We start from the raw sequence: 22,355 nt of genomic DNA, 5'->3' as shown, positions 1-22,355 counted from the left end.
GCCGCCGGCCAGCCCCCTTACGGTATGCCCTGAGGGGGCTTTTTTCCGGGTTGTTACGCCTGGCGGCGAGCGCCGGCGCGCCACGCCGTTACCCCCAGCGCCAACCAGCCCGCCATCAGCAGCAGGCCGCCCAGCGGGGTAATCAGGCCCGCCGCCAGGCCGGTAAACGCCATGGCATAGAGCGAGCCGCTGAATGCCGTCATACCCAGCGTCCAGAGCACCATCACCGGCCGCGTGCGCATGGGCAGCGCTGACGGGCGCATCAGCAGCGCCAAAAGCGCCAGGGTGTGCCACATCTGGTAGCGCACGCCGGTGTTGACCAGCCCGGCCGCCGGTTCGGCCATGCCGTGGGCGGCGTAGGCGCCCAGCATCACGGTCATCGCGCCGGAAAGCGCGACGCCACCCCAGGCGACCCTGGCGGATGTTACAACCTTGCCTGACGCCATATAACGCTCCTTCTAGTGACTCGTCGTATAACACGTCTTGTGGCTAGCACTATTGCTCGCCGCTGGCCGGAGCTGCATGGAGAGCGGCTGCCGGCGCACACGAAAATCGTTATAATCGTGCTACCTTGGTTGAACGCGGCGGGCACCCGCTTGTCCGCCGCGCGCTTGCCACACTGACTGAAGAGGTAGGACATGACCGCAATGACGGCCACGACAGAGGCGGCCATTCAGCTCAACGGAGAATCCCGTGCCCTGGCGCCCGATACCAGCGCTGCCGACCTAGTCGAGCAGCTGGGCCTCGGCGGGCAGCGAATTGCCGTTGAGATCAACGAGGAAATCGTGCCCCGCAGCCGGCTGGCGGAAACGCCGCTGGCCGACGGCGATCAAGTCGAAATCGTCCACGCCATCGGCGGTGGGTAACCTGCTCAACCTCCGGGGCATCCCACGGCCGGCGCACAACCACAAGGAAACGCCATGACATCACACCCGGATACACCGCTGACCGTTGCCGGTCGCGAGTTTGATTCTCGCCTGCTGATCGGCACGGGTAAATACCGCGATTTTGCCCAGGCCGGCGCCGCGATCCGCGAGAGCGAGGCCAACATCGTCACCTTTGCCGTGCGCCGCACCCATCTGGGCGAGGCGGCGGGGGAACCTGGCCTGCTCGACACCGTATCACCCGAGCACTATACCCTGCTGCCCAACACTGCCGGCTGCTACAGCGCCAAAGACGCCGTGCGCACCTGCCGGCTGGCCCGCGAACTGCTGGACGGCCACAGTCTGGTCAAGCTCGAAGTGCTGGGCGACGAGAACACGCTGTACCCCAACGTCACCGAAACGCTCAAGGCGGCGCAGACGCTGCTCGACGACGGCTTCGACGTCATGGTCTATACCAGCGACGACCCCATCGTTGCCCGGGAGCTCGAGGCCATGGGCTGCGCGGCGATCATGCCGCTGGGCTCGCTGATCGGCTCGGGCCAGGGAATCCAGAACCCGTACAACGTGCGCCTGATCGTGGAACAGAGCCGCGTCCCGGTGCTCGTCGACGCGGGTATCGGCACCGCCTCCGACGCCGCCATGGCCATGGAGCTGGGCTGCGACGGCGTACTGCTCAACTCCGCCATCGCCCACGCCGATGATCCAGTGCGCATGGCCAGGGCCATGCAGCAGGCGGTGCGCGCCGGTCGCAATGCGTTTATCGCCGGGCGCATGCCGCGCCGTCAGAGCGCGTCGCCGTCTTCACCCCTTGCCGGCCGTATCAACGGCTAACGGATGCTTGCCGCCCCATGACTGACACACGCTCTCCCGACACAGAAAGCTCTTTCGACACAGAACCTTCCACCGACGCAGCACCCACCGGCATGGAAAGCGCCGACGCACCGCTGCACCGCCCGGGCATCAAAAGCTACGTGATTCGCGCCGGACGCATGACCCAGGCGCAGACTCGAGGCCTGGACAACGTCTGGCCCCGGCTGGGGCTGACCATCGCCGACGGCCGCCAGGATCTGGACGCGCTGTTCGGCCGCCGTGCGCCGCGCGTCGTCGAAATCGGCTTCGGCATGGGCCATTCGCTGGTCGAGCAGGCCGAAACCCACCCGGAGACCGATTTTATCGGCATCGAAGTGCACGCGCCGGGCGTGGGCAAGCTGCTCGACGAGGCCGACAAGCGCGGCCTGACCAACCTGCGGGTTTACCGCGAAGACGCTCTGGCGGTGCTGGAACAGTGCCTGCCGGCAAACAGCCTGACGACCCTGCAGCTGTTCTTCCCCGACCCCTGGACCAAGAAAAAGCACCACAAGCGCCGCATCGTGCAGCCGGCGTTTGTCGAGCTGGTACGCACGCGCCTGGCGCCCGGCGGATGCTTTCACCTGGCGACCGACTGGGAAAGCTACGCCGAATGGATGGCCGACATCATGGACGCCGCCCCCGGCTTTGCCAACACTGCCAACGCCGACACCGCGCCTTATGTCCCGCGCCCGGCGTTTCGCCCGCTGACCAAATTCGAGCAGCGCGGCGAACAGCTCGGCCACGGTGTCAGCGACCTGATCTACCGCCGCACCGATTGACGGCCGGGCGTCTGTCGCCCGAGCGTCACCAGCCCGGGGCGCGATAACGCCAGGGGATCAACCAAAAAAAAGCCGCTCCCAGGTGGAAGCGGCAATCAAACCGTGACTAGCAATCCAGGCTAGCGTCTCGCCTGGCAATGAGAGGGAGAAACCATGGCAGTTAACTGGCGGTTGCTGCCGTGGCGCGGCGTCTCATCAAACGCCGCACATTTAATATAATCATTCTCATTCAATGCGTCAACATGAATGCGAATCTTTTTTATCCTGCCGGCGTCAGGCCGCCAGCTGTAGCCACAGCGGCAGAGTCAGCATGGCGAGCAGCGTCTGCCCGGTAATAATCGCGGCCATCATCTCGGCATCGCCGCCCAGCTGTCGCGCCAGAATATACGCCGAAGTGGCCGTGGGCAGGGCGGCAAACAGCAGCACCACATCGCGGCTCACCGGGTCCAGCTGCAGCGCCCAGGCCAGCGCCAGCGCCAGGCCGGGCATCAGCACCAGCTTGACCCCCGCCGCCGTCACCACGCCCCGGCTCAGGCGCAACAGCGCCGACAGCCGCAACGCCACGCCCACGGCCAACAGCCCCAGAGGCAGCGCGGCGCGCCCGACCAGGGTGACGGTGCCTTCGCTCCACCCCGGCAAGCCCAGGCCCGAGAGGTTCAGCCCCGCGCCCAGCAGGCAGGCAAGTATCAGCGGGTTACGGATCAACGCCAGCACGCTCTGCCGCACCCCGGCGCGCCCCAGGGTGCCCGCGGCGACAAACCCGGTTACGCAGATCACGTTCACCGTGGGTACCATCAGCGCCACGGCCACCGCTGCCACGGTCGTGCCCTGACCGGCGTGCAGCGCGGCGGCGCCGGCCACCCCCACGTAGGTATTGAAACGCAGCGCGCCCTGAAACACCGAGGTAAACGCCGCGGCCTCGAGCCCCAGCCAGTGGCGCAGCCGCCACAGCAGCAGCGCAAAACCGGCCATGCTGCCCAGCAACACCACCGCCAGGCGCCCCACGGGGACCTGGCTGATATCCGCCGTGGCCAGCGTGGACACCAGCATCGCGGGAAACAGCACGAAATACACCAGCCGCTCCAGCTGCGGCCAGAACCCCGCCGGCATGAAACGCACAGCGCCCAGAACCGCGCCCAGCCCAATCAGGGCAAACAGCGGCCCCAGCGCATCGATAATGCTTGTCATCGGTTTCTCCGCCCGTATCGTCCGGGTGCATGGTGCCGGGCATGCCCTGTCCCTGCGACATCCCGGCACAGGGGAGCGGGTGCCACAACTGCTACCATGAGGTTATTGACGCCGCCGTTCCGGCGGTTCTGTCCATCCCTGATTTTTCCATCAAACCCGCATACCGCCCGGGGGTCCGCCACGTTGAAGCAGCCATGAACAAAACGCCGCACTCCACCGCCAGCACACCGCGCCCCGCGCTCAAGGGGCTGATCCTGATGACCGGCATCGCCCTAGTGTTGTTTGGCGGCTATGCCGTCTCACACTGGCTCAGCAGTCGCGACGACGTGACCTGGTACCCGCCTGACCAGGCGTGCAATCTACACCGCCAGAGCTGCTCCGCGCGGCTTGGCGACCGCGGCAGAGTAGCGCTGAAGGTGGATACCGGAGGACGCATCGAGGCGCGTGAACCGCTGCCGCTGGAGGTCGACGTCAAGGATCTGGATGCCCGGGAAGCCACGGTGGACTTTATCGGCCGCGACATGGACATGGGGCGTCACCGTTTCACGCTGGAGGCGGGCACCAGCGGCCATTTTTCCGGCCAGGGGCACGTCAACGCCTGCACCCGTGAGGTCATGCCCTGGCGTGCCCGGGTTATCCTGAATACGCCCGACGGGCGCATCGGCAGCTGGTTTGATTTTGACGTGGCCAGAAGCTGACGCCGAGGGCTAACGCTCGGCGGGCGCCGTCTGCAGGCGGTCGAGCATGTCCATCAGGGCGCTGGCCTGGGTGCCGTTGCGGGTATCGTGCAGCGGATACAGCTGCCAGGAGCTTTCGGCAAAACCCCACCAGTCCCAACAGCCTTTGGGATTGGCCATGGAGCTTTCCACCTGCGGGTACAGCACCACTTCAGCGTGGGTATCGGCCCAGGCATTCAGGCCGTTGTCACGCATGAACCCCTCGCCCGGCGACGCTTGATCATCCGACGACGCCTCGTTCACCCGACAGCCGTGAAGCGCCAGGGTAGCGCCGCAGCCGCCGGCGGTGCAGGCCTCGGGCACGTAGACGTAGCCGGTATCGGCCAGCCCCCGGGCCTCGAAGTCGCTCTGGTCAAACTCGCGCAGCTCGCCGCCGGCCGACGGCGCGTCATCTGCATCGCGGGCAGGATACAGCCAGTCCATCATGCTGCCGGCCACGCGCTCGCCGTCCTGCGGCCAGCCGTGGCCGGCCTCGGCATCACGCGCTACCTTGAGCTGCTGCTCGCCGTCGGCCAGCCAGCGGTCGAGCTGTTCGGCCAGCAGGTCGCCCAGCACCGGGGCCATGACGTCGTCCTGCTGGCCGTGCCAGACGTAGGCGCGCAGCTGCTCAAGGTCGGCATCGGCGCCGACCTGATTGCGAGACTGATAGTCGGCGCGGCGATCGTCCAGCTCATCAAGCGAGGGCTCACCGCGGCGCACCATCATGCACTGGTTGAGCGCCAGCGACAGCTTGCCCTGGGCGCAGGCCCAGGGGCCGGCGCCGAGCACGCCCAGGCCGTGAAAGCGCTCGGGCCAGGCCACCGCCAGCTGGGTGGCCATGTAGCCGCCACCGCCGAGGCCCACGGCGCTGGCCTCGGCCGTGCCCAGTGCCGGCAATGCCGGCGCGGGAGGCTCGGGGTCTGCCGCCATGACCGCCGACGGCAGCGTCAGGCTCAGCGCGACGACATACCCGGCGCGTTGCCAGCCGGCACGCCGCGCGGCGTTACTCGACATCCAGCAGTTCAACGCTGAACGTCAGCACCTCGTTGGGGCCGATGGGGCCCTGGCCGCGCTCGCCGTAGGCCAGATCCGCGGGAATATACAGCTTCCACTTGTCGCCCACGCTCATCAGCTCCAGCGCTTCCTGCCAGCCCTTGATCACCTGGTTGACCTGGAAGCTGACCGGTTCGCCGCGCTCGATGGAGCTGTCAAACACGGTGCCGTCCAGCAGCTTGCCTTCGTAGTCCACCTTGACGGTATCTTCCGGCCCCGGTGTCTGGCCGTCGCCGGATTCGAGCACTTCGTATTGCAGCCCGGAATCGGTCACGGTGACCGCGTCGCGCTCGGCGTTGTCGGCCAGAAAGGTCTCGCCCTGCTTTTTGTTTTCCGTGGCGACTTCGGCGGCTTCTTTCTGCCGCGTTTCCATGGCGTCCTTCTGGAAGGCGGCCAGCGCACTGGCGACTTCATCCTCGCTCAGGGCCAGGTCGTTGTCGTTGAATACATCGCGCATGCCGCTGGTGAAAGTGTCGATATCCAGGTCATCGATATCGTCGTGCATGCTTTCGCCCAGGGTAACGCCAAGGCTGTAGGCCAGACGCTCTTCGTCGGTTTCCGGCGCTGCCAGCGCCAGCGGGGCCGCCACCAGGGCAGCGAGCGAAACGGTAGTCAGCAGTGTTTTCATGGATGGACCTTGTTATGGAATCAAACAGCGTTGTGGAGTCAAACAGCAAATCAACAGGCGGCCAGGGTCGCGCCCCGCGCCAACGCAGCACCCTGTCATCCGGCAGGGCCGTCGGGCAACCGCTGCTGCCCCGTTTTGCGGGCATTTCGACACCTTAACAGGGCAGGCGCCGGCACGCATCCGGGCAGCCGGCCTACGGGATAATAGCCGGGGTTTCAACCTTGACATGACGCCGGGATTCCTCTTCTCTAAGTATGTCACTATAAAAAAGGAAGGAGAGCATAATGAAACTGAACAAACTGGTAGTGGGTATTACCGCCTGTGGCCTGATGACCGCAGCCGCAACGGCCAACGCGGAAACCTGGCGCTTCGGTCTGGAAGAAATCGAAGGCAGCGTGCAGCACGGCTACGCCGAGGAATTCAAGAAGCTGGTGGAAGAGAAGTCCGACGGCGACATCAGCGTCGAGCTGCTGCCTTACGGCACCTGGGGTTCCACGTATTCAGCACTGTATGACGCCGTACAGAGCGGCTCCATTCCGCTCGGTTTTGGCTCGGGCGCGCTGGGCGGTACCGTACCGGAAAGCCAGCTGCTCAGCCTGAACTTCGTTATGCCGCCGGACCAGCTGGAAACGGCGCAGGTGCTGAACTCCGACGAATTCCTCAAGAGCGACGCCTGGCAGAAGGCGTTCCGCGAGCGTGACCTGGTGCCGGTTGCCGAGCTGGCCGAAGGCTATCAGGTCTGGACCTCCAACCAGGAAGTCCGCGACCCGGAAGACATGGAAAACCTGCAGATCCGTGTGATGGACAACAGCCTGCTGCGCGAAGGCTACAAGGCCTACGGCGCCTCGCCCATCTCCATCGCCTACGGCGAGCTTTACAGCGCGCTGCAGCAGGGTCAGGCCGAAGGCAACATCCAGCCGGTCTTTGCCCACGAGGAAATGGGCTTCTACGAAGTCCAGGATTACATGATTTTCGCCAAGCAGGCTCAGTTCGTGGCCACGCTCATGGCCAACGAGAGCTGGTACGACAGCCTCAGCGACAGTCAGCAGGACATGCTCGACGAAGTCACCGACGAGCTGGTGGAAACGGGCTACGACATCCAGGATCAGTTCAACTCCGAGCGTCTGGATACCATCAAGTCCAAGAGCGACATCAACATCATCGAGCTGAACGACAAGCAGCGTGCCGAATTCCGCGAGCTGGCCAAGCCGGTCCGCGAAAGCTTCGTGGATGACGTTGGCGAGCGCGGCGGCGATGCCCTCGAAGCGCTGCTCTCCGCCTTCGACAAGGCCGAAGAAGACTAAACCGTCACGGCACGCCGCGCTCTCAAGCGTCGGGCAGCCAACAACGGAAAGCCGAGCGGAATCCCCGCTCGGCTTTTTTCATGGCCGGCGGTTGAGGATTGCCGGGTAATGATAGGCGGTTGGCGGTTGGCGGTTGGCGGTTGGCGGTTGGCGGTTGGCGGTTGGCGGTTGGCGGTTGGCGGTTGGCGGTTGGCGGTTGGCGGTTGGCGGTTGGCAACCGAGTGTGGACGCCCTGGCGCCGACGAAAAAAATCAGGCGCCGGTTTTTCCGACGCCTGATCCTGATGGAAGCTGATTCCCGGAGAACCCCCGAGGCTTAACGGCTGACGGGTCAGTTACTCCCCAACGAAGGCAGCAGCAGCGAAATCTGCGGGAAGAGAATCAGCAGTATCGTGGCCAGCAGCATGATCGCAATAAACGGCGGCGTGCCGCGAATCACGTCCATATAGGGCCGGCGGAATACCGCAATCGCGGTAAAGATATCGCAGCCGAACGGCGGCGTGGCCGAGCCGATGGCAGCCTGGAGGGTGACAATCACGCCGACATGGATCGGGTCCAGCCCCGTGGCCATGATCAGCGGCTTGAAGATCGGCACCAGAATCAGGATCACCACGATGGGGTCGACGAACATGCAGCCCACAAAGAAGGCGGCAGCGATCAGCATCAGCGCCAGCAGCTGATTGTCGCCGATGCCTTCGATCAGCGGCCCCAACACCTGCTCGGGTACTCCGGCGGTGCCCAACGCCTGGGAGAACGCCGCGCCGATGGCCACCAGGATGAAGACCACGGCCGTGATCATGCCGGTGGACAGCGCCAGCCCGGCCAGGTCACGCACCGAGACCTGACGGTAAATGATGACCTCCAGCATCAGCGCATAGGCCACGGCCACGGCCGAGGCTTCCACCGCGCTGAAAAAGCCGCCGTAGATACCGCCGACCACCAGCACCGGAAAGCCCATCGGCAGGATCACCTTGCGGATGGCCTGAAAACGCTCGCGCCAGGTAGTGCGCGTTTCCGGCTCGATGCCCTTGAGTCGCGCATCGATATAGCAATAGGCAGCAAACAGCATGAGGATCATCACGCCGGGCAGAATACCGGCCAGGAAGAGATCGCCGATGGATTCCTTCATCACCACGCCGTAGATGATGAAGCCGATGCTCGGCGGAATCAGCAGCGCGATATCGCTGGCGTTGATAATCAGCGCCAGGGTGAAGCTGTCGGTATAGCCCTTGGCCAACAGGCGCGGGCGCATGGGGCCGCCCATGGCCACCACGGTCGCCTGGGTGGACCCCGAGACCGCGCCGAACAGCGCGCAGGACGCCGCCGTGGTAATCGGCAGGCCGCCGCGAATGTGGCGGGTAAAGGCATCGACCACGTCGAGCAGACGGTTGGCCGTATGCCCCTTGGTCAGAATATCGGCGGCAAAGATAAACATGGGCACCGCCGCCAATACCCAGCTGCCCACCCCGTTGATCATCCAGCTCACCGCCTGATCCGGGCCGAAAAAGGTCATGTCGGTGAACATCATGTACAGCGTTCCTGCGGCGAGCGGCACCATCATGGGGAAGCCCAGCAGCAGCAACACCAGCATTATTATCCCGAGTCCGGCTAACATGCGCTTGTCCTCAGTGTTGTTATGGAGTCGTTGTTATCGAGTTGTTGTTATCGAATCGGTGTCGAAATAACGCCCGGGCCGTTGCCCGCTGCGTCGAGGGACACCCCTATTCGTCTGCGGGTACATCGGAAAACGACTCCTTTTCCCTGAAGTTGCGATAGATATCCCGGCTGACGATGTTGCGCACGGCGGTCAGCACGTACTGCACGCCGGCCAGGGTAAACCCGACGGGAAGCGCGGTGTAAACGATCCACAGGGGAATATGCAGCGATGAGCTGGTGCGCCCGCGATCGAAGATCGTGACCACATAGCCCACCGATTTATAGGCAAAATAGAACATCAGCGCCGCGCTGCCGATGCAGATCAGAATCAGCAATCCCTTGCGCAACCGGCCCCCGAGCTGCTCGTAAATGGCCGACATGCTGATGTGACGCGCGTGACGCGCCGCATAGCTCACCCCCACAAAGGTGATCACCACGATCATCATTTCGGTGACTTCGTAAGTACCGGGAATCCCCGTCTGGAACACCAGGTTGCTGACCACATGGGTGCTCATGAGCAGCGCCATGCCCAGGATACTGGCGGTAATAATCCATTTCTCGATCGCACCAAGCGCCATGTCAAGCGCGCTGAGCGCCCGCAGCAGACCGCTTTTCGGCGGCTGTCCGGTTGAAGGCTTGTCAGTCATATCAGAGTTACCTTATGGCTTGCTGCCAAAACGCGGCGGCGTTACGCCAGGATCGGTGGATGGCAGAAGCCACGTCTGGCCTGGCGCCGTTTGGGTATTGTTGGCTGCCCTACGACTTTAACGGTAGCGTACCCTGACAGGTGCTTCAACGCAGCATTGACTCCGACCGGGCAACCAGCTCGGCCAGGCTACGCTGCTGCCAGGCGGGCAGACCGTTGGCCCGACCGCCGGCAAGCACCGAGTGGGCAGGCTCGTCGGCGTCGATCCGGGTGACGCCACCTGCCTGCCACGACAGCGCCTCCAGACGCTGCAGGGCAATTTTTTCGGCCTGCAGTTCGGCCTCCTTCAGCGTTCGGCGCAGCTGAGCCAGGGCCGCATCCTGCGGAGCAGCTGGCTTGAGCCGGCGGCGCCGGCAGCGCAACGGAACGGTATAGTCGCGCTGCCATGCCAGCACATCATCCAGCTGATGCTCGGCCAACTCGGTCGGCGCCAGGCCGTGGCGCTTCAGCCACAGGCGCCACAGCAATACACAGACATCCAGCCCGGCGTCGTCCTGCAGGCGCAAAAGGCGCGACGACACGCCGGAACGAGCGTAAAAATCCACGGCAAAATCCCACAGGGGATTCTGCTCAAGGGCTGACAATCGGGTAGAATCGCGCATCGGCCCGTTTCCTTCATCAACGGTGGTCTCCGGGAGCCTTTCCATAGCGCCTGTCTACAAAAGCAGTCTATAAAACCGTCTATAGCGACGGTTCGACACTCAGTTCAACTTCCAGGGAGAATGCATGATTGCACTGCGCCAGGTTGCCCTGCAACGCGGTACGCAAACGCTTTTGGATAACGCCGACCTGATGCTGCACGACGGCATCAAGGCCGGCATTATCGGCACCAACGGCACGGGCAAGTCGAGCCTGTTCAAGATGCTGCTGGGCGAGATCGGCGCGGATCAGGGGGAAGTCACCATCAGCGGCGGGCAGCGTATTGCCCACATGGATCAGGAAATTCAGGCGCTGGACCGCTCGATTCTGGATTACGTGCTCGACGGCGACCACGCCCTGCGCCAGGCCGAGGCCGACCTGGCCGCCGCCCGGGAAGCCGACGACGCTCACCGCGAAGCCGAGCTGCACGGGCTGATCGACACCCTGGACGGCTACACCGCCGAGCCCCGCGCCGCCCAGCTGCTGGTGGGGCTGGGATTCATGCAGACCGACCTGGACCGGCCACTGGCGGATTTCTCCGGCGGCTGGCGAATGCGCGTCAACCTGGCGCGCACGCTGTTCATGCCCTCCGACCTGCTGCTGCTCGACGAGCCCACCAACCACCTGGACCTGGACGCCCTGCTGTGGCTGGAACAGTGGCTCAAGCGCTACCCCGGGATGCTCCTGCTGATCTCCCACGACCGCGACTTTCTCGACGCCGTGTGCGACCACATCGTCCACATGCACCACCAGACCGTCGAGCTGTATCGCGGCAACTATTCGCGTTTTGAGCATACCCGCGCCGAAAAGCTCGCGCTGCAGCAGGCCGAAGCCGCCAAGCAGCAGGCACGGCGGGAAGAGATCGAACGCTTTATCACCCGCTTCAAGGCCAAGGCCACCAAGGCCCGCCAGGCGCAGAGCCGGGTGAAAATGCTCGAACGCATGGAAGACATCGCCGTGGCCCACGTCGATTCCCCCTTCCATTTCACCCTGCCCGCCGCGGACAAGACTTCGCACCCGCTGCTGGTGATCGATCAGGCGCGGATGGGCTATCCCTCGGACGCTGGCGAAAACGTCCAGCTGGACAACGTCAACCTGACGCTGCTGCCCGGCAGTCGTATCGGCCTGCTGGGCCCCAACGGCGCGGGCAAGTCCACGCTGATCAAATCGCTCACCGGCGAGCTGGAGCTGTTGGGCGGCGAACGTATACCCGGCGAGCACCTGTCCATCGGCTACTTCGCCCAGCATCAGCTGGAAGGGCTGGATACCACCTCCTCGCCCTTTGTCCACGTACAGCGGCTTTCTCCCACCGCCAGCGATCAGGCCATCCGCAACTTTATCGGCGGCTTCGGTTTCAAGGGCGACGACGCCTTTGCCACGGTGGCCAACTTTTCCGGCGGCGAAAAGGCGCGGCTGGCGCTGGCGCTGATTGCCTGGCAAAAGCCCAACCTGCTGCTGCTCGACGAGCCCACCAACCACCTGGACCTGGAGATGCGCGAGGCACTGACCCAGGCGATTGCCGGCTTTGACGGCACGGTGATCATCGTGTCTCACGACCGCCACCTGCTGCGCGCCAGCGTGGATGACTTCTGGGTGGTCGCCGATCACCGGGTCGAGCCCTTCGACGGCGACCTTGACGATTATCACGTCTGGCTCAAGAACCGCCTGGATACCCAGCGCCGGGAAAACAAGCGCAAAAGCCGGGGCGCGCCTTCCGAACCGGTAGCCGCCGAGCCCGCTGCGCCGGCCGAAAGCCAGCCCGCCACCGCCGAAGAGCGCAAGACCGCGCGCAAAGCCGCTGCCGAGGCGCGCGAAAAGCTGCGCCCGCTGAAAAAGCAGCGCGACCGCGCGGAAAAGACCATGGAAAAACAGCAGAAGGCGCTCAAGGCGCTGGAAGACACCCTGGCCGACCCCGAGCTGTACACCGACGCCGCGCGCAAGGCCGAGCTCGACCGAACGCTGGCGCAGCAGGCCGACGCCCAAACCCGGCTCAACGACGCCGAGCAGGAATGGCTGGAAGCCGCAGAAGCGCTGGAAGCCAGCGACGCCTGACTCGGCGCCGCGCCAGCTTGCGAAGAGGTCAGATTGAGAAGAGATCAGCTTTCGAGGAGAAAGGTCACCGGGCCGTCGTTGACCAGCGCGACCTGCATGTCCGCGCCGAACTCGCCGGTGGCCACGGGTAGCGGATGGCGGCGCGCCTGTTCCACCAGGTAGTTGAACAGCCGCTCGCCGTCGGCGGGCGGGGCGGCGCTGGAAAAGCTCGGGCGCAGCCCCTTGCGCGTGTCCGCCGCCAGGGTGAACTGAGACACCAGCAGGAGCCCGCCGCCGGCCTGCTGGACGTTATGGTTCATTTTGCCCTCGGGATCGGCGAATACCCGATAATGCAGCAGCTTGTGCAACAGCTTGTCGGCGCTTTTCTCGTCGTCGCCCTTTTCCACGCCGATCAGCGCCAGCAGACCGCCGTCGATGGCGCCCGCAGTGCAACTGCCGGCGGCGTCGTCAATCTCGACGCTGGCGCTCTGCACGCGCTGAATCAATGCTTTCATATCGCCATACTCTATTAACCACCGACTCTATTAACTACCTGCTTCATTAACTACCGACTGTATTAACTACCTATCCCATTAACTACCTACCCCACTGACTGCCCGGGCTTACCACCAGGCGTGAAAATGGTGTACCGGGCCGCATTCCTCGCCCACGTCCAGCCGTTTGCCGGCTTCAAGCGCGACCTGTAGCCACTCTCTGGCCTCTCTGATGGCCGCTACCACGTCGGCATCCGAGAAGCCCCCGGGCAGCCTGGACAGCGTTGCGGCGATGGCCGACGACAGCGAACAGCCGGTGCCGTGAAGATTCTGCGTCACCACCCGCGGAGCGGTGAGCCATTCCTGACGCTCCGGGGTCGCAAGCAGGTCGGGGCACTCGTCGCCTCTCATGTGCCCGCCCTTGAGCAGCACCCGGGGCGCGCCCAGCCGGGTCAACGGCGGCATCAGCGCCTCCATGTCAGCCGCGGTGGCCGGCGTGTCGGCGTCCAGCAGCACCGCGGCCTCGGGCATGTTGGGGGTGATCATATCGGCCAGCGGTAACAGCACGTCGCGCACCGCGGCAATACCGGCGTCGTCCACCAGCACATCGCCGCTCTTGGCCACCATCACCGGGTCGAGGATAATCCAGCGCGGCCGGCGCTGGCGAAACGCCGCGGCAATCACTTCGGCCACCTCGCGGCTGGCCACCATGCCGATCTTCACCGCGTCAAGCGCGATGTCATCCAGCACCGCATCCAGCTGCTCGGCGATAAAACCGGGTGATACCGGCTCGACGCCGCGCACGCCCTGGGTGTTTTGCGCGGTAAGCGCGGTGATCACGCTGGTGCCGTAGCAGCCCAACGCGGAGAAGGTTTTCAGGTCGGCCTGCATCCCGGCACCGCCGGACGGATCCGAACCGGCGATGGTCAGCACGCGACGAATGGAGGCAGCGTTGGACATGGTTCTCCCTCTTTTCCTTGTACGCTATGTAGATTGTAATTTGTCATTTGCACGCAAGGCGGTCATGCGGGCCGGCCAGCGATCAATCAAACTGCGCCGGCAGCCAGGTCGCCAGCTGCGGAAACACGGCCAGCAGCCCCAGCATGATCAGCTGAATGGCGATAAAGGGCGCCACCCCGCGATAGATCGACGCCGTGGTGACCGAGGCCGGCGCTACCCCGCGCAGGTAAAACAGCGCGAAACCGAACGGCGGGGTCAGAAATGAAGTCTGGAGGTTGATCGCAATCATGATGCCCAGCCAGATCGGGTCCAGCCCCATGGTCAGCAGGATCGGCCCCACAATCGGCACCACCACGAAGGTGATCTCGATAAAGTCGAGAATAAAGCCCAGCAGAAAGATCACCAGCATGACAATCAGCGTCGCGCCAACCACGCCGCCGGGCATGTGCTCGAACAGGTCGGTGACCATTTCCTCCCCGCCGTAGGCGCGAAAGACCAGCGAAAACAGCGCCGCGCCGATCAGGATCAGAAACACCATGCTGGTCACACGCGTGGTGGAGCGCAGCACCTCCCGCAGCGTCGCCAGGTTCAGCCGGCGATAGACCAGCGCCAGCACCAGCGCCCCGAAGGCGCCCACGGCGGAAGCCTCGGTGGGCGTGGCGATGCCCGCGAGAATCGAGCCCAGCACCACCACAATCAGCAGAATCGGCGGCACCAGACCCTTGAGCAGCAACGATGTCAGCCCGCCGTTATGGCCCAGCTCCTCGGTCAGCACCTCCCGGGGCACCGGCGGCGCGGCGTCGGGGTTGCGCCAGGCAGTAAACGCCACGTAGAGCATGTACAGCGCCACCAGCGTCACGCCCGGCACCAGCGCCCCCATGAACAGGTCGCCGACGGACACGGTTTGGGGGCTGAACACGCCCATGGACAGCTGCGCCTGCTGGTAGGCCGACGACAGCACATCGCCCAGCAGTACCAGCGCGATGGAGGGCGGAATAATCTGGCCCAGGGTACCGGTCGCACAAATCGTGCCGGTGGCAAGCGCAGGCGAATACCCGCGCTTGAGCATGGTCGGCAGCGACATCAGCCCCATGGTCACCACGGTGGCGCCGACGATCCCGGTGGACGCCGCCATCAGCATGCCCACCAGCGTCACCGCAATGCCCAGCCCGCCGCTGCGCGAGCCGAACACCAGCGCCATGGCGTCAAGCAGGGTTTCGGCCACGCGGGACTTCTCCAGCAGCACGCCCATCAACACGAACAGCGGCACGGCCAGCAGGGTCGTGTTGGTCATGATGCCGTAGAGGCGATTGGGATACGCCGCCAGATACCCGGGGTTGAAGTTGGCATCAATCCCCAGCGTCTGGAGCCCCAGTCCCAACCCGGCAAACGCCAGCGCAGTCCCCGAGAGCGACAGCGCCACGGGAAAGCCCAGCATGAGAACGGCACAGACGGCGAGGAACAGTACCAGCGGCATCAGCTCCAGCATCACAGGCCCTCCTCGGGATGGGAATCATCGCCATCGTCGGCATCGACGCGTCCGGCGAGAATATACCCGCTGCGGACGAATTCGACCCCGCCCTGTACCAGCATCAACCCGGCAAACACCGGCATCAGCGTTTTCAACACGAACACGCCGGGAATGCCGCCGTAATTGGACGAGCCTTCGAGAATCTTCCACGACGCCGCCACATAGCCCGCGCTGGTGGCGATGATGAACACCATGACCGGCGCCAGCAAAAAGACGATGCCCAGCATGTTGATCAGCGCCTGACGCCGCGCCGAGAGCTTGCGGTAGATAATATCCACCCGCACATGGCCGTTTTCGCGCAGGGTATAGCCCGCCGCCAGCATGAACAGCGTAGCGTGCATGTACATCACCAATTCCTGCATGAAGGTGCTGTTGATACCCAGCGCGTAACGCAGCACCACCACGGCAAACTCGATCAGCAGCATGGCCAGCATCAGCCAGGACAGCGCGTGGCCCAGGCGCTGCGAGGCCCGATCCAGCACGCCAAGCCAGGGCGGCAGCGAAGGGGGAGACAGGGGGGTGGGCATGATGGTGCCTCGTTGTCTTGTTGTATTGTGACGCAGCCGGCCGCAGCGGCGCGCCGCCTACAGCCGGGTATTGCGTATGGCATCCAGACACGCCAACGGCAGCGGCAGGTCCACCGCCACGGGCAGGTGGTCGGAAAACAGGCGCTTCAATACCTGCACGTTGGCGGCTTCCAGGCTGCGCGATACCAGAATATGGTCCAGCGCCCGGCGCGGCTGCCAGGCCGGGTAGCTCAACAGCGGCGCAACCGGATGCAGGTCGAGCGACGTACGAAACCGCTCGTGGGCGTGAATCCGGTCGGGGGTGGTGTTCAGGTCGCCCATGACCACTACATGGCGCAGCGGCTTGATGATCTCGCTCAGGTAGTCGAACTGGCGATGGCGTCCGCGCTCGCTCAGCGCCATGTGCGCCACGAAGATATGCAGCGCGTCCGGCCCGTCACCCAAACGCGCGTGAATCGCGCCGCGCCCAGGCAGCATCCCGGGCAGCCGGTGTTCCTCCACGGCATCGGGCGCCAGACGCGACAGCAGGCCGTTGCTGTGCTGCGCCACGCGCCCGAGGTTGCGGTTGAGCTGCTGGTAGTAATGGGCAAACCCCGCCCGGGAGGCCAGATATTCCACCTGGTTGATACGCCCGGAGCGAAAGCTGCCACCGTCGGCTTCCTGAAGCCCCACCACGTCGTAGCGGCTGAGCACCCGGCTGATCAGCGCCAGCCGGCGGATGCGGTGCGGATGCGGCAGCAGATGCTGCCAGCCGCGTGTGAGGTAATGGTGGTACGCCGACGTCTGAATGCCGACCTGTAGATTAAACGTCAGCAGCCGCAGGTGGCCGCTGCTCAGCAGCGACGCGGACGCCTCGGCCTCCGAGGGTTCGTCATCCGGCGTTTTAGCATCCAAAGCGCCGATATCCCGGGGACCGACCTCCGCAGTGCCGGCTTCCAAAGAACTCATGAAAGAACTCATGAAAGAACTCATGGCCGCGCACTCCGGCGGCGCTGCCGCTGCGGCCAAACCGGCTTATTCCGCGTCATTGTCCGAGGAGGCATTGCCTGAAGAATCGTCTGCAGAATCGGCGGACCGCACGCGCTCGACGAGGGTATCGGCAATCTCGGGCATGTTGGCCAGGCTGCCGGCACTTTGCGGCGTCACCACATAGCGACCGTCGACGACCAGCGCCGGCACGCCTTTCAGACGCATATTGCGCAGGCGCGCATGCGCCTGATTCACCCGGGACTTCACCCCGAAGGAGTCCAGCGCTTCGCGGGCCGCTTCTTCGCTGACGCCGTAATTGGCGAAGAAGGTCGCCAGCTTGTCGGTATCGGTCAGCGAGCGATCCTGCTTGTGGATGGCATCAAAGAAATCGTCGTGCAGCTCCTCTTCGATACCCAGCTCCTGCGCAGCGTAAAACGCGCCGGCGTGGATGTTCCAGGCGCCGCCCATGGTGGCCGGCATGTGCACGACCGCAACGTCGTCGGGCAGCGTTTCGTACCAGTCGCTGACCAGCGGCTGCAGGCGATAGCAATGCGGGCAACCGAACCAGAACACCTCGGTGACCTCGATCCGGCCGTCGTCCACCTGCGTTTGTACCGGGGTCTCGAGGCGCTTGTAATCTTCACCTTCGGTCAGGGTCTGCGCGCTAACCGCAGCCGACAGGCCCAGCCCGGCCAGCGCTACAATGACGGATTTCAACATGGATTGCTCCAGAAAGGCGGTCAGGCGTCGCCCGGCGCGTCGTCTCCCACGCGCCGGGCGACGCCTGAATCATGTCACATGACCCGGCGCTTAATGCAGGCCATGCACGTAGTTGGCAACGGCTTTCATGTCGCTTTCGCGCAGCTTGTCGGCGATGTCGCGCATGACCGCGCCGGGGTCGTTGGAGCGCTCGCCGGCGGAAAAATCGCTCAGCGTGGACGCCACGTACTCCGGGTGCTGGCCGGACAGCGCCGGATACACCGCGCTGCCGATGCCTTCGCCGGTGGGCGTGTGGCAGGCGGCGCAGGCCGGGATGCCTTCACTCAGATCACCGGCGGTATACAGCGTCTTGCCGCGCTCCAGCATTTCCTCGTCGGCGTCGTCGGCCTGCCCCTTGTTGGGCGTTTGCTCGGCGAAGTGAGCCGCCACGTCCCAGGCATCCTGATCGGAAAAGTTATCGACCTGGCCGGCCATCTGCGCGACGACGCGATCCCCGTCGCGAATGTTCATGATCTGCTTGGCCAGATACGATTCCTGCTGGCCGGCGAGGTTGGGAAACATGCCCATTTGGCTGATCCCGGTGTCCCCGTGGCAGGCCGCGCACGGCTTGGCCATTTCCGCGCCTGCCGCCGCATCGGCGTTGGCGGCCGGATCGTTGGACTGTGCCTGGGCCGTGCCCACGGCCCCGATGATGATTGCCAGACTTGCCAGTAACTGTCTCATTGCGATTCCACTATCCCCTTGTCGGGTCCCGTTGATTGGCGACGGTTGCACACCCGGGCACTGCCCTGCCTGGCCGCTACGCCAGAGTCGTCGGGTTGTTATACGGCTGTCGCGTGGGTGACAGCATAATGCTGGACGCGCGCCCCGGGTCGCAGGTATAAACCCGTCTGAGTATAACGAATCCCCCAGGCTGCGGGAATGCACGAGCCCACTGCTTTTGGGCTAATTCGCCGCAAGATTGTCGGCCGTCATGTCGAGACCCATCGACGCGAGACTCCGTCGCCCGCCGCTCGCCTTTTGTCAGGATAAATGCCATGCCCGCAACGCAAGCCCCCAGGACGCTGAACTACGCCACCGCACGCTTCATGAAAAGCGCCCCGGGGCTGGCGCAATGCCCGGACGACACCGGCGCGGAAGTCGCCTTTGCCGGGCGTTCCAATGCCGGCAAGTCCAGCGCGATCAACGCGCTGACTCGGCAAAAAGCGCTGGCGCGCACCTCGCGTACCCCGGGGCGCACCCAGCTGATCAACAGCTTCAACCTGATGGGCGACGACGCCCTGCGGCTGGTCGACCTGCCCGGCTACGGCTATGCCAAGGTGCCCGAGTCGGTCAAGCGCAAGTGGCAGGCGCATTTATCCGACTACCTGTATCAGCGCCAAAGTCTGCGCGGGCTGGTGCTGATGATGGACGTACGCCACCCGCTCACCGAGTTCGATCAGCTGCTGCTGGGCTTTGCCGACGAACGCGACCTGCCGGTACACATCCTGCTGACCAAGGCCGACAAGCTGAAAAAGGGCCCGGGCAAGGCCTCGCTGCAGAAAGTCCGCCACCAGCTGGTTGAATGGGAAGACCTGGTTACCGTGCAGCTGTTCTCGGCACTGAAAAAGGACGGCCTGGAGACGCTCTCGCAGCGACTTAACCAGTGGCTTGACGCCCCGGACGCGGAAGACGAATAGCCACCGCGTCGTCGCCCGGGGCTTGTTCTTCGGGCGCTTTCGCCCTACAGATAGAAGGGCGGCGCCCCGGTACCGGGGCCAATTCATCGGGCCGAGGTAGCGTGGTGGCCAGCGCGGAGCAGCCGGATACAGCGTCTGCCCGGCAACTGGGCAGACAGGACGAACAGCCACCCCGGGGAGCGCGCGGCATGCTGCGCTTTCTCGCGCTGGTGCTGCTGGGCGCGCTGACCGGCAGCCTGGCGGCGCTGGCCGCGGTGGGGTTTGTCAGCGCGGTGGTCTGGCTTAACGACCTGCTGCTGGTCTCGCCGCGTGGGCGCATGATGTTCGCTCACCCGGAGGCGCTGGCCATCGCCACGGTATTGGTGCCCACCCTGGGCGGCCTGGCGGTGGGCCAGCTGCACCGCGCCATCCGCGAGCGCCGCCCGCACACCCCCGCCGAGCTGATCGCCGCCGTGCAAACGCGGCGGGGCCGACTGCCGGCGCGCGCCGGCGTGCTTTCGGCGCTTTCCGGCCTGATCTCGCTGGGTAGCGGCGCGTCGGTGGGCCAGTACGGCCCGCTGGTGCACATGGGCGCCAGCCTGGGCTCGCTGGGCGCCAGGCTGCTGCGCCTGGGGCGCTCCGACGATAACGTCGCCATCGCCTGCGGCGTGGCCGCGGCCATTGCCGCCGCCTTTCACGCGCCGCTGGCCGGCATCGTCTTCGCCCACGAGGTCGTGCTGCGCCACTACGCCCTGCGCGCCTTTGCCCCGGTGGCCGCCGCGGCTATCGCCAGCCACATCATTGCCACCCAGGCGCTGTCGCGCGGCGCGCTTTTTCACGTTACCGACACCGCCGTGCCGACCCCCTGGGAGTTCGTCGGGTTTATCGTTATCGGCGGCCTGGGGGCGCTGGTCGCCGGCGCCTATATGCACGCGATTCTCGCCGTCGGCCGCCGCGCCGCCAAGCTGCCGCTACGCCCTTCGCTGCGCCCGGCGGCAGCGGGGGCAGCACTGGGGCTGGTAGCACTGTGGGTGCCGGATATCCTCGGCATGGGCCAGGAAACGCTGCGCTTTGCCACCATCCAGGGCGCGTTCAGCAGCCTGGACCTGGTTATCGTGCTGGTGCTCAAACTCGCCGCCACGGCGATGTGCATCGGCATGGGCTTTGGCGGCGGCGTCTTCAGCCCGGCGCTGGTAATTGGCACGCTGTTCGGCGCGCTGTGCGGCACCCTGGCCACTCAGGCCGGTCTGGCCGGCGATACCTTTGTCTTCTACGCGGTATGCGGCATGGTCGCGGTGACCGCGCCGGTGATCGGCGCGCCGTTGACCACGCTGCTGATTGTTTTTGAGCTCACCGGCAGCTATGCGCTGACCACCGCCGCGCTGGCCAGCGTTATTCTCGCCAGCCCCATCGCCGCACAGCTGTTCGGCCGCTCGCTGTTCGATACCCAGCTCGCCCGGCGCGGGCTCGACCTGTCTGCCGGGCGCAGCCGCGCGCTGCTGCAAAGCGCCCGCCTCGAGCACCTGCTGAGCGAAGACGGCGTGACGCTGAGCCCGCACGACAGCGTTGATCAGGCCATCGCGGCGCTGAGCGCCGGGGGCCACGGCGAAGCCTACCGGATCGACAGCCGGCGCCGCTATCGCGGCAGCGTGACCCTGGCCGACCTGGAGGTCATGCGCGGCAAGGGCCAGGGCCACTTCCGCGTCAACGAATGCCGCGACACGCCACGGCCGGTGCTCGGCCCCGACGCCTCGGTGTGGGACGCCATGCAGCACCCCCAGGACGTATCCGGCGAGGCCATTGTGGTGGTCGACGAGGCCAGCGATACCTTTCTCGGCGTGGTGTACGAGGCGAGCATCACGCGCGCCTACATCCAGCACAGCGAAGCACTGCAGCGGGAGGAGCATGGCACAGGCTAAGCGACCGACAACATGCGCACGGCGCCTCCTGACTCTGGGGCTGGCGACCGTACTGCTCGCCGCCCCGCCGGCGCTGACTCAGGCGAGCGACGATACCGCCGCGCCGCTGGATGTTCTCAGCTGGGGCGGCACCTACGTCGAGGCCCAGCGCCGCGCGCTGTTCGAGCCCTTTACCCAGGCCACCGGCATTCCCGTCAGGGTGCATCGCTATAACGGCTCGCTGGCGCAGCTGCGCCAGGCCGTGAACCGCGGCGATGTGCCCTGGGACGTCATCGACATGCGCCGCAGCCGCGCCCGAACCGGCTGCGCCGACGGCCTACTGCAGCCGCTGTCGGCGGAGATCCTCACGCCCTCGCCGCAGGGCACGCCGGCCAAACGCGACTTTATCGACGGCGCCCTGAGCCGCTGCGCCATCACCCACTCGGTGTTCGCCACCGTCGTCGCCTACCGCCGCGACGCTTTTCCCGGGCAGCGGCCGACCGAGATCGCCGACCTGTTCGATCAGCAGCGCTTTCCCGGCCCCCGCGCGCTGCAGCGCGACCCGGCGGTCAACCTGGAGTGGGCGCTGCTTTCCTACGGCGTCCCCGAACAGGAAATCTACCGCCTGCTGAGCACGCGCCGCGGGCTGTCGCTGGCGCTGAAACGCCTCAAAAACCTCGAAGACCTGCAATGGTGGGAAGGCGGCGACGCTCCGGTCCGTCTGCTGGCGGAAAACAAGGTAGTCATGGCCTCGGGGTATAACGGGCGCTTCTTTGACGCCATGGTCGACCGCGACCTGCCCATCGAGATTCTCTGGGACGGCCAGGTACAGGAACACGAAACCTGGGTGATACCCAGGGGCGCCGAGCAGGCCGAAAGCGCCCGCCGGTTCATTGGCTTTGCCACCGCCACCGAGCGCCAGACCGCCTTCGCCCAGATCATTCCCTACGGCCCGTCGCGCCGCTCGGCGACCCGCCAGGTCAGCAACCACCCCGACAGCGGCGTGGACATGCGCCTGCACATTCCCACCCACCCGCTGAATGCCAAACACGCCATTACCAAGGACGAAACCTGGTACGCGCGCACCCACGACCGCATTCGCGACTACTTCCGCGAGGCGCTGCCGGGCGATTCAGCGGGCGCTGACAACCCGCCGTGACACCTCA

General features: G+C 65.2%; 23 protein-coding genes. 9 read left to right on the top strand and 14 right to left on the bottom strand.

What is annotated here, in order from left to right:
• Positions 1-53 precede the first annotated feature (53 nt).
• Positions 54-446: a DUF423 domain-containing protein gene (locus C793_RS0101975; RefSeq protein ID WP_017429271.1), complete on the bottom strand. Its 393-nt coding sequence runs from the start codon at positions 444-446 to the stop codon at positions 54-56.
• Positions 447-638: 192 nt separating this feature from the next.
• On the opposite strand from C793_RS0101975, the gene thiS reads away from it, so the two are divergent.
• From thiS to trmB, 3 genes are read left to right on the top strand one after another with little or no spacing between them, the layout of a single operon-like run.
• The gene (gene thiS / locus C793_RS0101970; protein WP_017429270.1) at positions 639-866 is read left to right on the top strand and encodes a sulfur carrier protein ThiS; all 228 of its coding nucleotides are present in this window, start codon (positions 639-641) and stop codon (positions 864-866) included.
• Positions 867-920: 54 nt separating this feature from the next.
• Positions 921-1,715 carry a thiazole synthase gene (locus tag C793_RS0101965; protein ID WP_017429269.1) on the top strand — a complete coding sequence of 265 codons (795 nt, stop codon included), beginning with the start codon at positions 921-923 and terminating at the stop codon, positions 1,713-1,715.
• Positions 1,716-1,732: 17 nt separating this feature from the next.
• Positions 1,733-2,512: a tRNA (guanosine(46)-N7)-methyltransferase TrmB gene (gene trmB / locus C793_RS0101960; protein WP_026106049.1), complete on the top strand. Its 780-nt coding sequence runs from the start codon at positions 1,733-1,735 to the stop codon at positions 2,510-2,512.
• Between the two features lie 273 nt (positions 2,513-2,785).
• Here the strand turns inward: trmB and C793_RS0101955 are convergent, their stop codons facing one another.
• Entirely contained in the window at positions 2,786-3,700 is a 915-nt protein-coding gene (locus C793_RS0101955; RefSeq protein WP_017429267.1) for an AEC family transporter, read from the bottom strand.
• Positions 3,701-3,894: 194 nt separating this feature from the next.
• Here C793_RS0101955 and C793_RS0101950 point away from each other — a divergent pair, with 194 nt between their 5' ends.
• Positions 3,895-4,398, top strand: a complete 504-nt coding sequence (locus C793_RS0101950; RefSeq protein WP_051038322.1) for a hypothetical protein — start codon at positions 3,895-3,897, stop codon at positions 4,396-4,398.
• 9 nt (positions 4,399-4,407) lie between these two features.
• On the opposite strand, the gene C793_RS0101945 is transcribed toward C793_RS0101950, so the two are convergent.
• Entirely contained in the window at positions 4,408-5,430 is a 1,023-nt protein-coding gene (locus tag C793_RS0101945; RefSeq protein ID WP_017429265.1) for an alpha/beta hydrolase family protein, read from the bottom strand.
• Positions 5,420-6,097, bottom strand: a complete 678-nt coding sequence (bamJ, locus tag C793_RS0101940; RefSeq protein WP_017429264.1) for a BamJ family beta-barrel-assembly machinery protein — start codon at positions 6,095-6,097, stop codon at positions 5,420-5,422. The genes C793_RS0101945 and bamJ overlap by 11 nt, the downstream gene beginning before the upstream one ends.
• A 284-nt stretch (positions 6,098-6,381) precedes the next feature.
• On the opposite strand from bamJ, the gene dctP reads away from it, so the two are divergent.
• On the top strand, positions 6,382-7,401 hold the full coding sequence (gene dctP / locus C793_RS0101935) for a TRAP transporter substrate-binding protein DctP (RefSeq protein WP_017429263.1): 1,020 nt from the start codon (positions 6,382-6,384) through the stop codon (positions 7,399-7,401).
• A 330-nt stretch (positions 7,402-7,731) separates the two neighbouring features.
• On the opposite strand, the gene C793_RS0101930 is transcribed toward dctP, so the two are convergent.
• From C793_RS0101930 to C793_RS13360, 3 genes are all read right to left on the bottom strand, one after another.
• Positions 7,732-9,015, bottom strand: coding sequence for a TRAP transporter large permease (locus tag C793_RS0101930; protein WP_026106047.1), 1,284 nt, complete (start codon positions 9,013-9,015; stop codon positions 7,732-7,734).
• A gap of 106 nt (positions 9,016-9,121) precedes the next feature.
• Positions 9,122-9,703: a TRAP transporter small permease gene (locus C793_RS0101925; protein ID WP_017429261.1), complete on the bottom strand. Its 582-nt coding sequence runs from the start codon at positions 9,701-9,703 to the stop codon at positions 9,122-9,124.
• A 145-nt stretch (positions 9,704-9,848) separates the two neighbouring features.
• Entirely contained in the window at positions 9,849-10,364 is a 516-nt protein-coding gene (locus tag C793_RS13360; RefSeq protein ID WP_017429260.1) for a TIGR02444 family protein, read from the bottom strand.
• 124 nt (positions 10,365-10,488) lie between these two features.
• Between C793_RS13360 and C793_RS0101915 the strand changes: the two genes are divergently transcribed.
• Complete coding sequence (locus tag C793_RS0101915; RefSeq protein ID WP_017429259.1) at positions 10,489-12,453, top strand: ATP-binding cassette domain-containing protein; 1,965 nt, start codon at positions 10,489-10,491, stop codon at positions 12,451-12,453.
• Between the two features lie 44 nt (positions 12,454-12,497).
• Here C793_RS0101915 and dtd read toward each other — a convergent pair whose 3' ends face one another.
• The 7 genes from dtd to C793_RS0101880 form a co-directional block, all read right to left on the bottom strand.
• The gene (gene dtd, locus C793_RS0101910; RefSeq protein WP_017429257.1) at positions 12,498-12,947 is read right to left on the bottom strand and encodes a D-aminoacyl-tRNA deacylase; all 450 of its coding nucleotides are present in this window, start codon (positions 12,945-12,947) and stop codon (positions 12,498-12,500) included.
• Positions 12,948-13,055: 108 nt separating this feature from the next.
• Positions 13,056-13,886: a bifunctional hydroxymethylpyrimidine kinase/phosphomethylpyrimidine kinase gene (gene thiD, locus C793_RS0101905; protein WP_017429256.1), complete on the bottom strand. Its 831-nt coding sequence runs from the start codon at positions 13,884-13,886 to the stop codon at positions 13,056-13,058.
• An 82-nt stretch (positions 13,887-13,968) separates the two neighbouring features.
• Complete coding sequence (locus C793_RS0101900) at positions 13,969-15,375, bottom strand: TRAP transporter large permease (protein ID WP_017429255.1); 1,407 nt, start codon at positions 15,373-15,375, stop codon at positions 13,969-13,971.
• Entirely contained in the window at positions 15,375-15,944 is a 570-nt protein-coding gene (locus C793_RS0101895; protein WP_017429254.1) for a TRAP transporter small permease subunit, read from the bottom strand. The genes C793_RS0101900 and C793_RS0101895 overlap by 1 nt, the downstream gene beginning before the upstream one ends.
• Positions 15,945-16,001: 57 nt before the next feature.
• Positions 16,002-16,892 (bottom strand): endonuclease/exonuclease/phosphatase family protein, encoded by an 891-nt coding sequence (locus tag C793_RS0101890; protein ID WP_017429253.1) that lies wholly within the window; start codon positions 16,890-16,892, stop codon positions 16,002-16,004.
• A gap of 66 nt (positions 16,893-16,958) precedes the next feature.
• Positions 16,959-17,633, bottom strand: a complete 675-nt coding sequence (locus tag C793_RS13355) for a thiol:disulfide interchange protein DsbA/DsbL (RefSeq protein WP_017429252.1) — start codon at positions 17,631-17,633, stop codon at positions 16,959-16,961.
• Between the two features lie 90 nt (positions 17,634-17,723).
• Positions 17,724-18,356 carry a c-type cytochrome gene (locus C793_RS0101880; RefSeq protein ID WP_017429251.1) on the bottom strand — a complete coding sequence of 211 codons (633 nt, stop codon included), beginning with the start codon at positions 18,354-18,356 and terminating at the stop codon, positions 17,724-17,726.
• 314 nt (positions 18,357-18,670) lie between these two features.
• Between C793_RS0101880 and yihA the strand changes: the two genes are divergently transcribed.
• The 3 genes from yihA to C793_RS0101865 all read left to right on the top strand — a co-directional run bounded on the left by yihA (position 18,671) and on the right by C793_RS0101865 (position 22,348).
• On the top strand, positions 18,671-19,312 hold the full coding sequence (yihA, locus tag C793_RS0101875) for a ribosome biogenesis GTP-binding protein YihA/YsxC (RefSeq protein ID WP_017429250.1): 642 nt from the start codon (positions 18,671-18,673) through the stop codon (positions 19,310-19,312).
• 188 nt (positions 19,313-19,500) lie between these two features.
• Positions 19,501-21,210 (top strand): chloride channel protein, encoded by a 1,710-nt coding sequence (locus tag C793_RS0101870; RefSeq protein WP_017429249.1) that lies wholly within the window; start codon positions 19,501-19,503, stop codon positions 21,208-21,210.
• Positions 21,197-22,348 (top strand): extracellular solute-binding protein, encoded by a 1,152-nt coding sequence (locus C793_RS0101865; protein WP_017429248.1) that lies wholly within the window; start codon positions 21,197-21,199, stop codon positions 22,346-22,348. The genes C793_RS0101870 and C793_RS0101865 overlap by 14 nt, the downstream gene beginning before the upstream one ends.
• Positions 22,349-22,355: the final 7 nt, after the last annotated feature.

It is taken from the genome of Vreelandella jeotgali Hwa (assembly GCF_000334215.1).
Classification (GTDB): Bacteria; Pseudomonadota; Gammaproteobacteria; order Pseudomonadales; family Halomonadaceae; genus Vreelandella; species Vreelandella jeotgali.
This window is presented reverse-complemented; position numbering and strand designations above follow the sequence as displayed.

Coding starts and splice junctions, on each gene's coding strand:
- C793_RS0101895 (WP_017429254.1), bottom strand. CDS start 15,944: ATGCCCACCCCCCTGTCTCCCCCTTCGCTGCCGCCCTGGCTTGGCGTG.
- C793_RS0101865 (WP_017429248.1), top strand. CDS start 21,197: ATGGCACAGGCTAAGCGACCGACAACATGCGCACGGCGCCTCCTGACT.
- C793_RS13360 (WP_017429260.1), bottom strand. CDS start 10,364: ATGCGCGATTCTACCCGATTGTCAGCCCTTGAGCAGAATCCCCTGTGG.
- C793_RS0101975 (WP_017429271.1), bottom strand. CDS start 446: ATGGCGTCAGGCAAGGTTGTAACATCCGCCAGGGTCGCCTGGGGTGGC.
- dtd (WP_017429257.1), bottom strand. CDS start 12,947: ATGAAAGCATTGATTCAGCGCGTGCAGAGCGCCAGCGTCGAGATTGAC.
- thiD (WP_017429256.1), bottom strand. CDS start 13,886: ATGTCCAACGCTGCCTCCATTCGTCGCGTGCTGACCATCGCCGGTTCG.
- yihA (WP_017429250.1), top strand. CDS start 18,671: ATGCCCGCAACGCAAGCCCCCAGGACGCTGAACTACGCCACCGCACGC.
- C793_RS13355 (WP_017429252.1), bottom strand. CDS start 17,633: ATGTTGAAATCCGTCATTGTAGCGCTGGCCGGGCTGGGCCTGTCGGCT.
- C793_RS0101890 (WP_017429253.1), bottom strand. CDS start 16,892: ATGAGTTCTTTGGAAGCCGGCACTGCGGAGGTCGGTCCCCGGGATATC.
- dctP (WP_017429263.1), top strand. CDS start 6,382: ATGAAACTGAACAAACTGGTAGTGGGTATTACCGCCTGTGGCCTGATG.
- C793_RS0101950 (WP_051038322.1), top strand. CDS start 3,895: ATGAACAAAACGCCGCACTCCACCGCCAGCACACCGCGCCCCGCGCTC.
- C793_RS0101965 (WP_017429269.1), top strand. CDS start 921: ATGACATCACACCCGGATACACCGCTGACCGTTGCCGGTCGCGAGTTT.
- C793_RS0101955 (WP_017429267.1), bottom strand. CDS start 3,700: ATGACAAGCATTATCGATGCGCTGGGGCCGCTGTTTGCCCTGATTGGG.
- C793_RS0101930 (WP_026106047.1), bottom strand. CDS start 9,015: ATGTTAGCCGGACTCGGGATAATAATGCTGGTGTTGCTGCTGCTGGGC.
- C793_RS0101880 (WP_017429251.1), bottom strand. CDS start 18,356: ATGAGACAGTTACTGGCAAGTCTGGCAATCATCATCGGGGCCGTGGGC.
- C793_RS0101900 (WP_017429255.1), bottom strand. CDS start 15,375: ATGCTGGAGCTGATGCCGCTGGTACTGTTCCTCGCCGTCTGTGCCGTT.
- thiS (WP_017429270.1), top strand. CDS start 639: ATGACCGCAATGACGGCCACGACAGAGGCGGCCATTCAGCTCAACGGA.
- C793_RS0101915 (WP_017429259.1), top strand. CDS start 10,489: ATGATTGCACTGCGCCAGGTTGCCCTGCAACGCGGTACGCAAACGCTT.
- C793_RS0101945 (WP_017429265.1), bottom strand. CDS start 5,430: ATGTCGAGTAACGCCGCGCGGCGTGCCGGCTGGCAACGCGCCGGGTAT.
- trmB (WP_026106049.1), top strand. CDS start 1,733: ATGACTGACACACGCTCTCCCGACACAGAAAGCTCTTTCGACACAGAA.
- C793_RS0101870 (WP_017429249.1), top strand. CDS start 19,501: ATGCTGCGCTTTCTCGCGCTGGTGCTGCTGGGCGCGCTGACCGGCAGC.
- bamJ (WP_017429264.1), bottom strand. CDS start 6,097: ATGAAAACACTGCTGACTACCGTTTCGCTCGCTGCCCTGGTGGCGGCC.
- C793_RS0101925 (WP_017429261.1), bottom strand. CDS start 9,703: ATGACTGACAAGCCTTCAACCGGACAGCCGCCGAAAAGCGGTCTGCTG.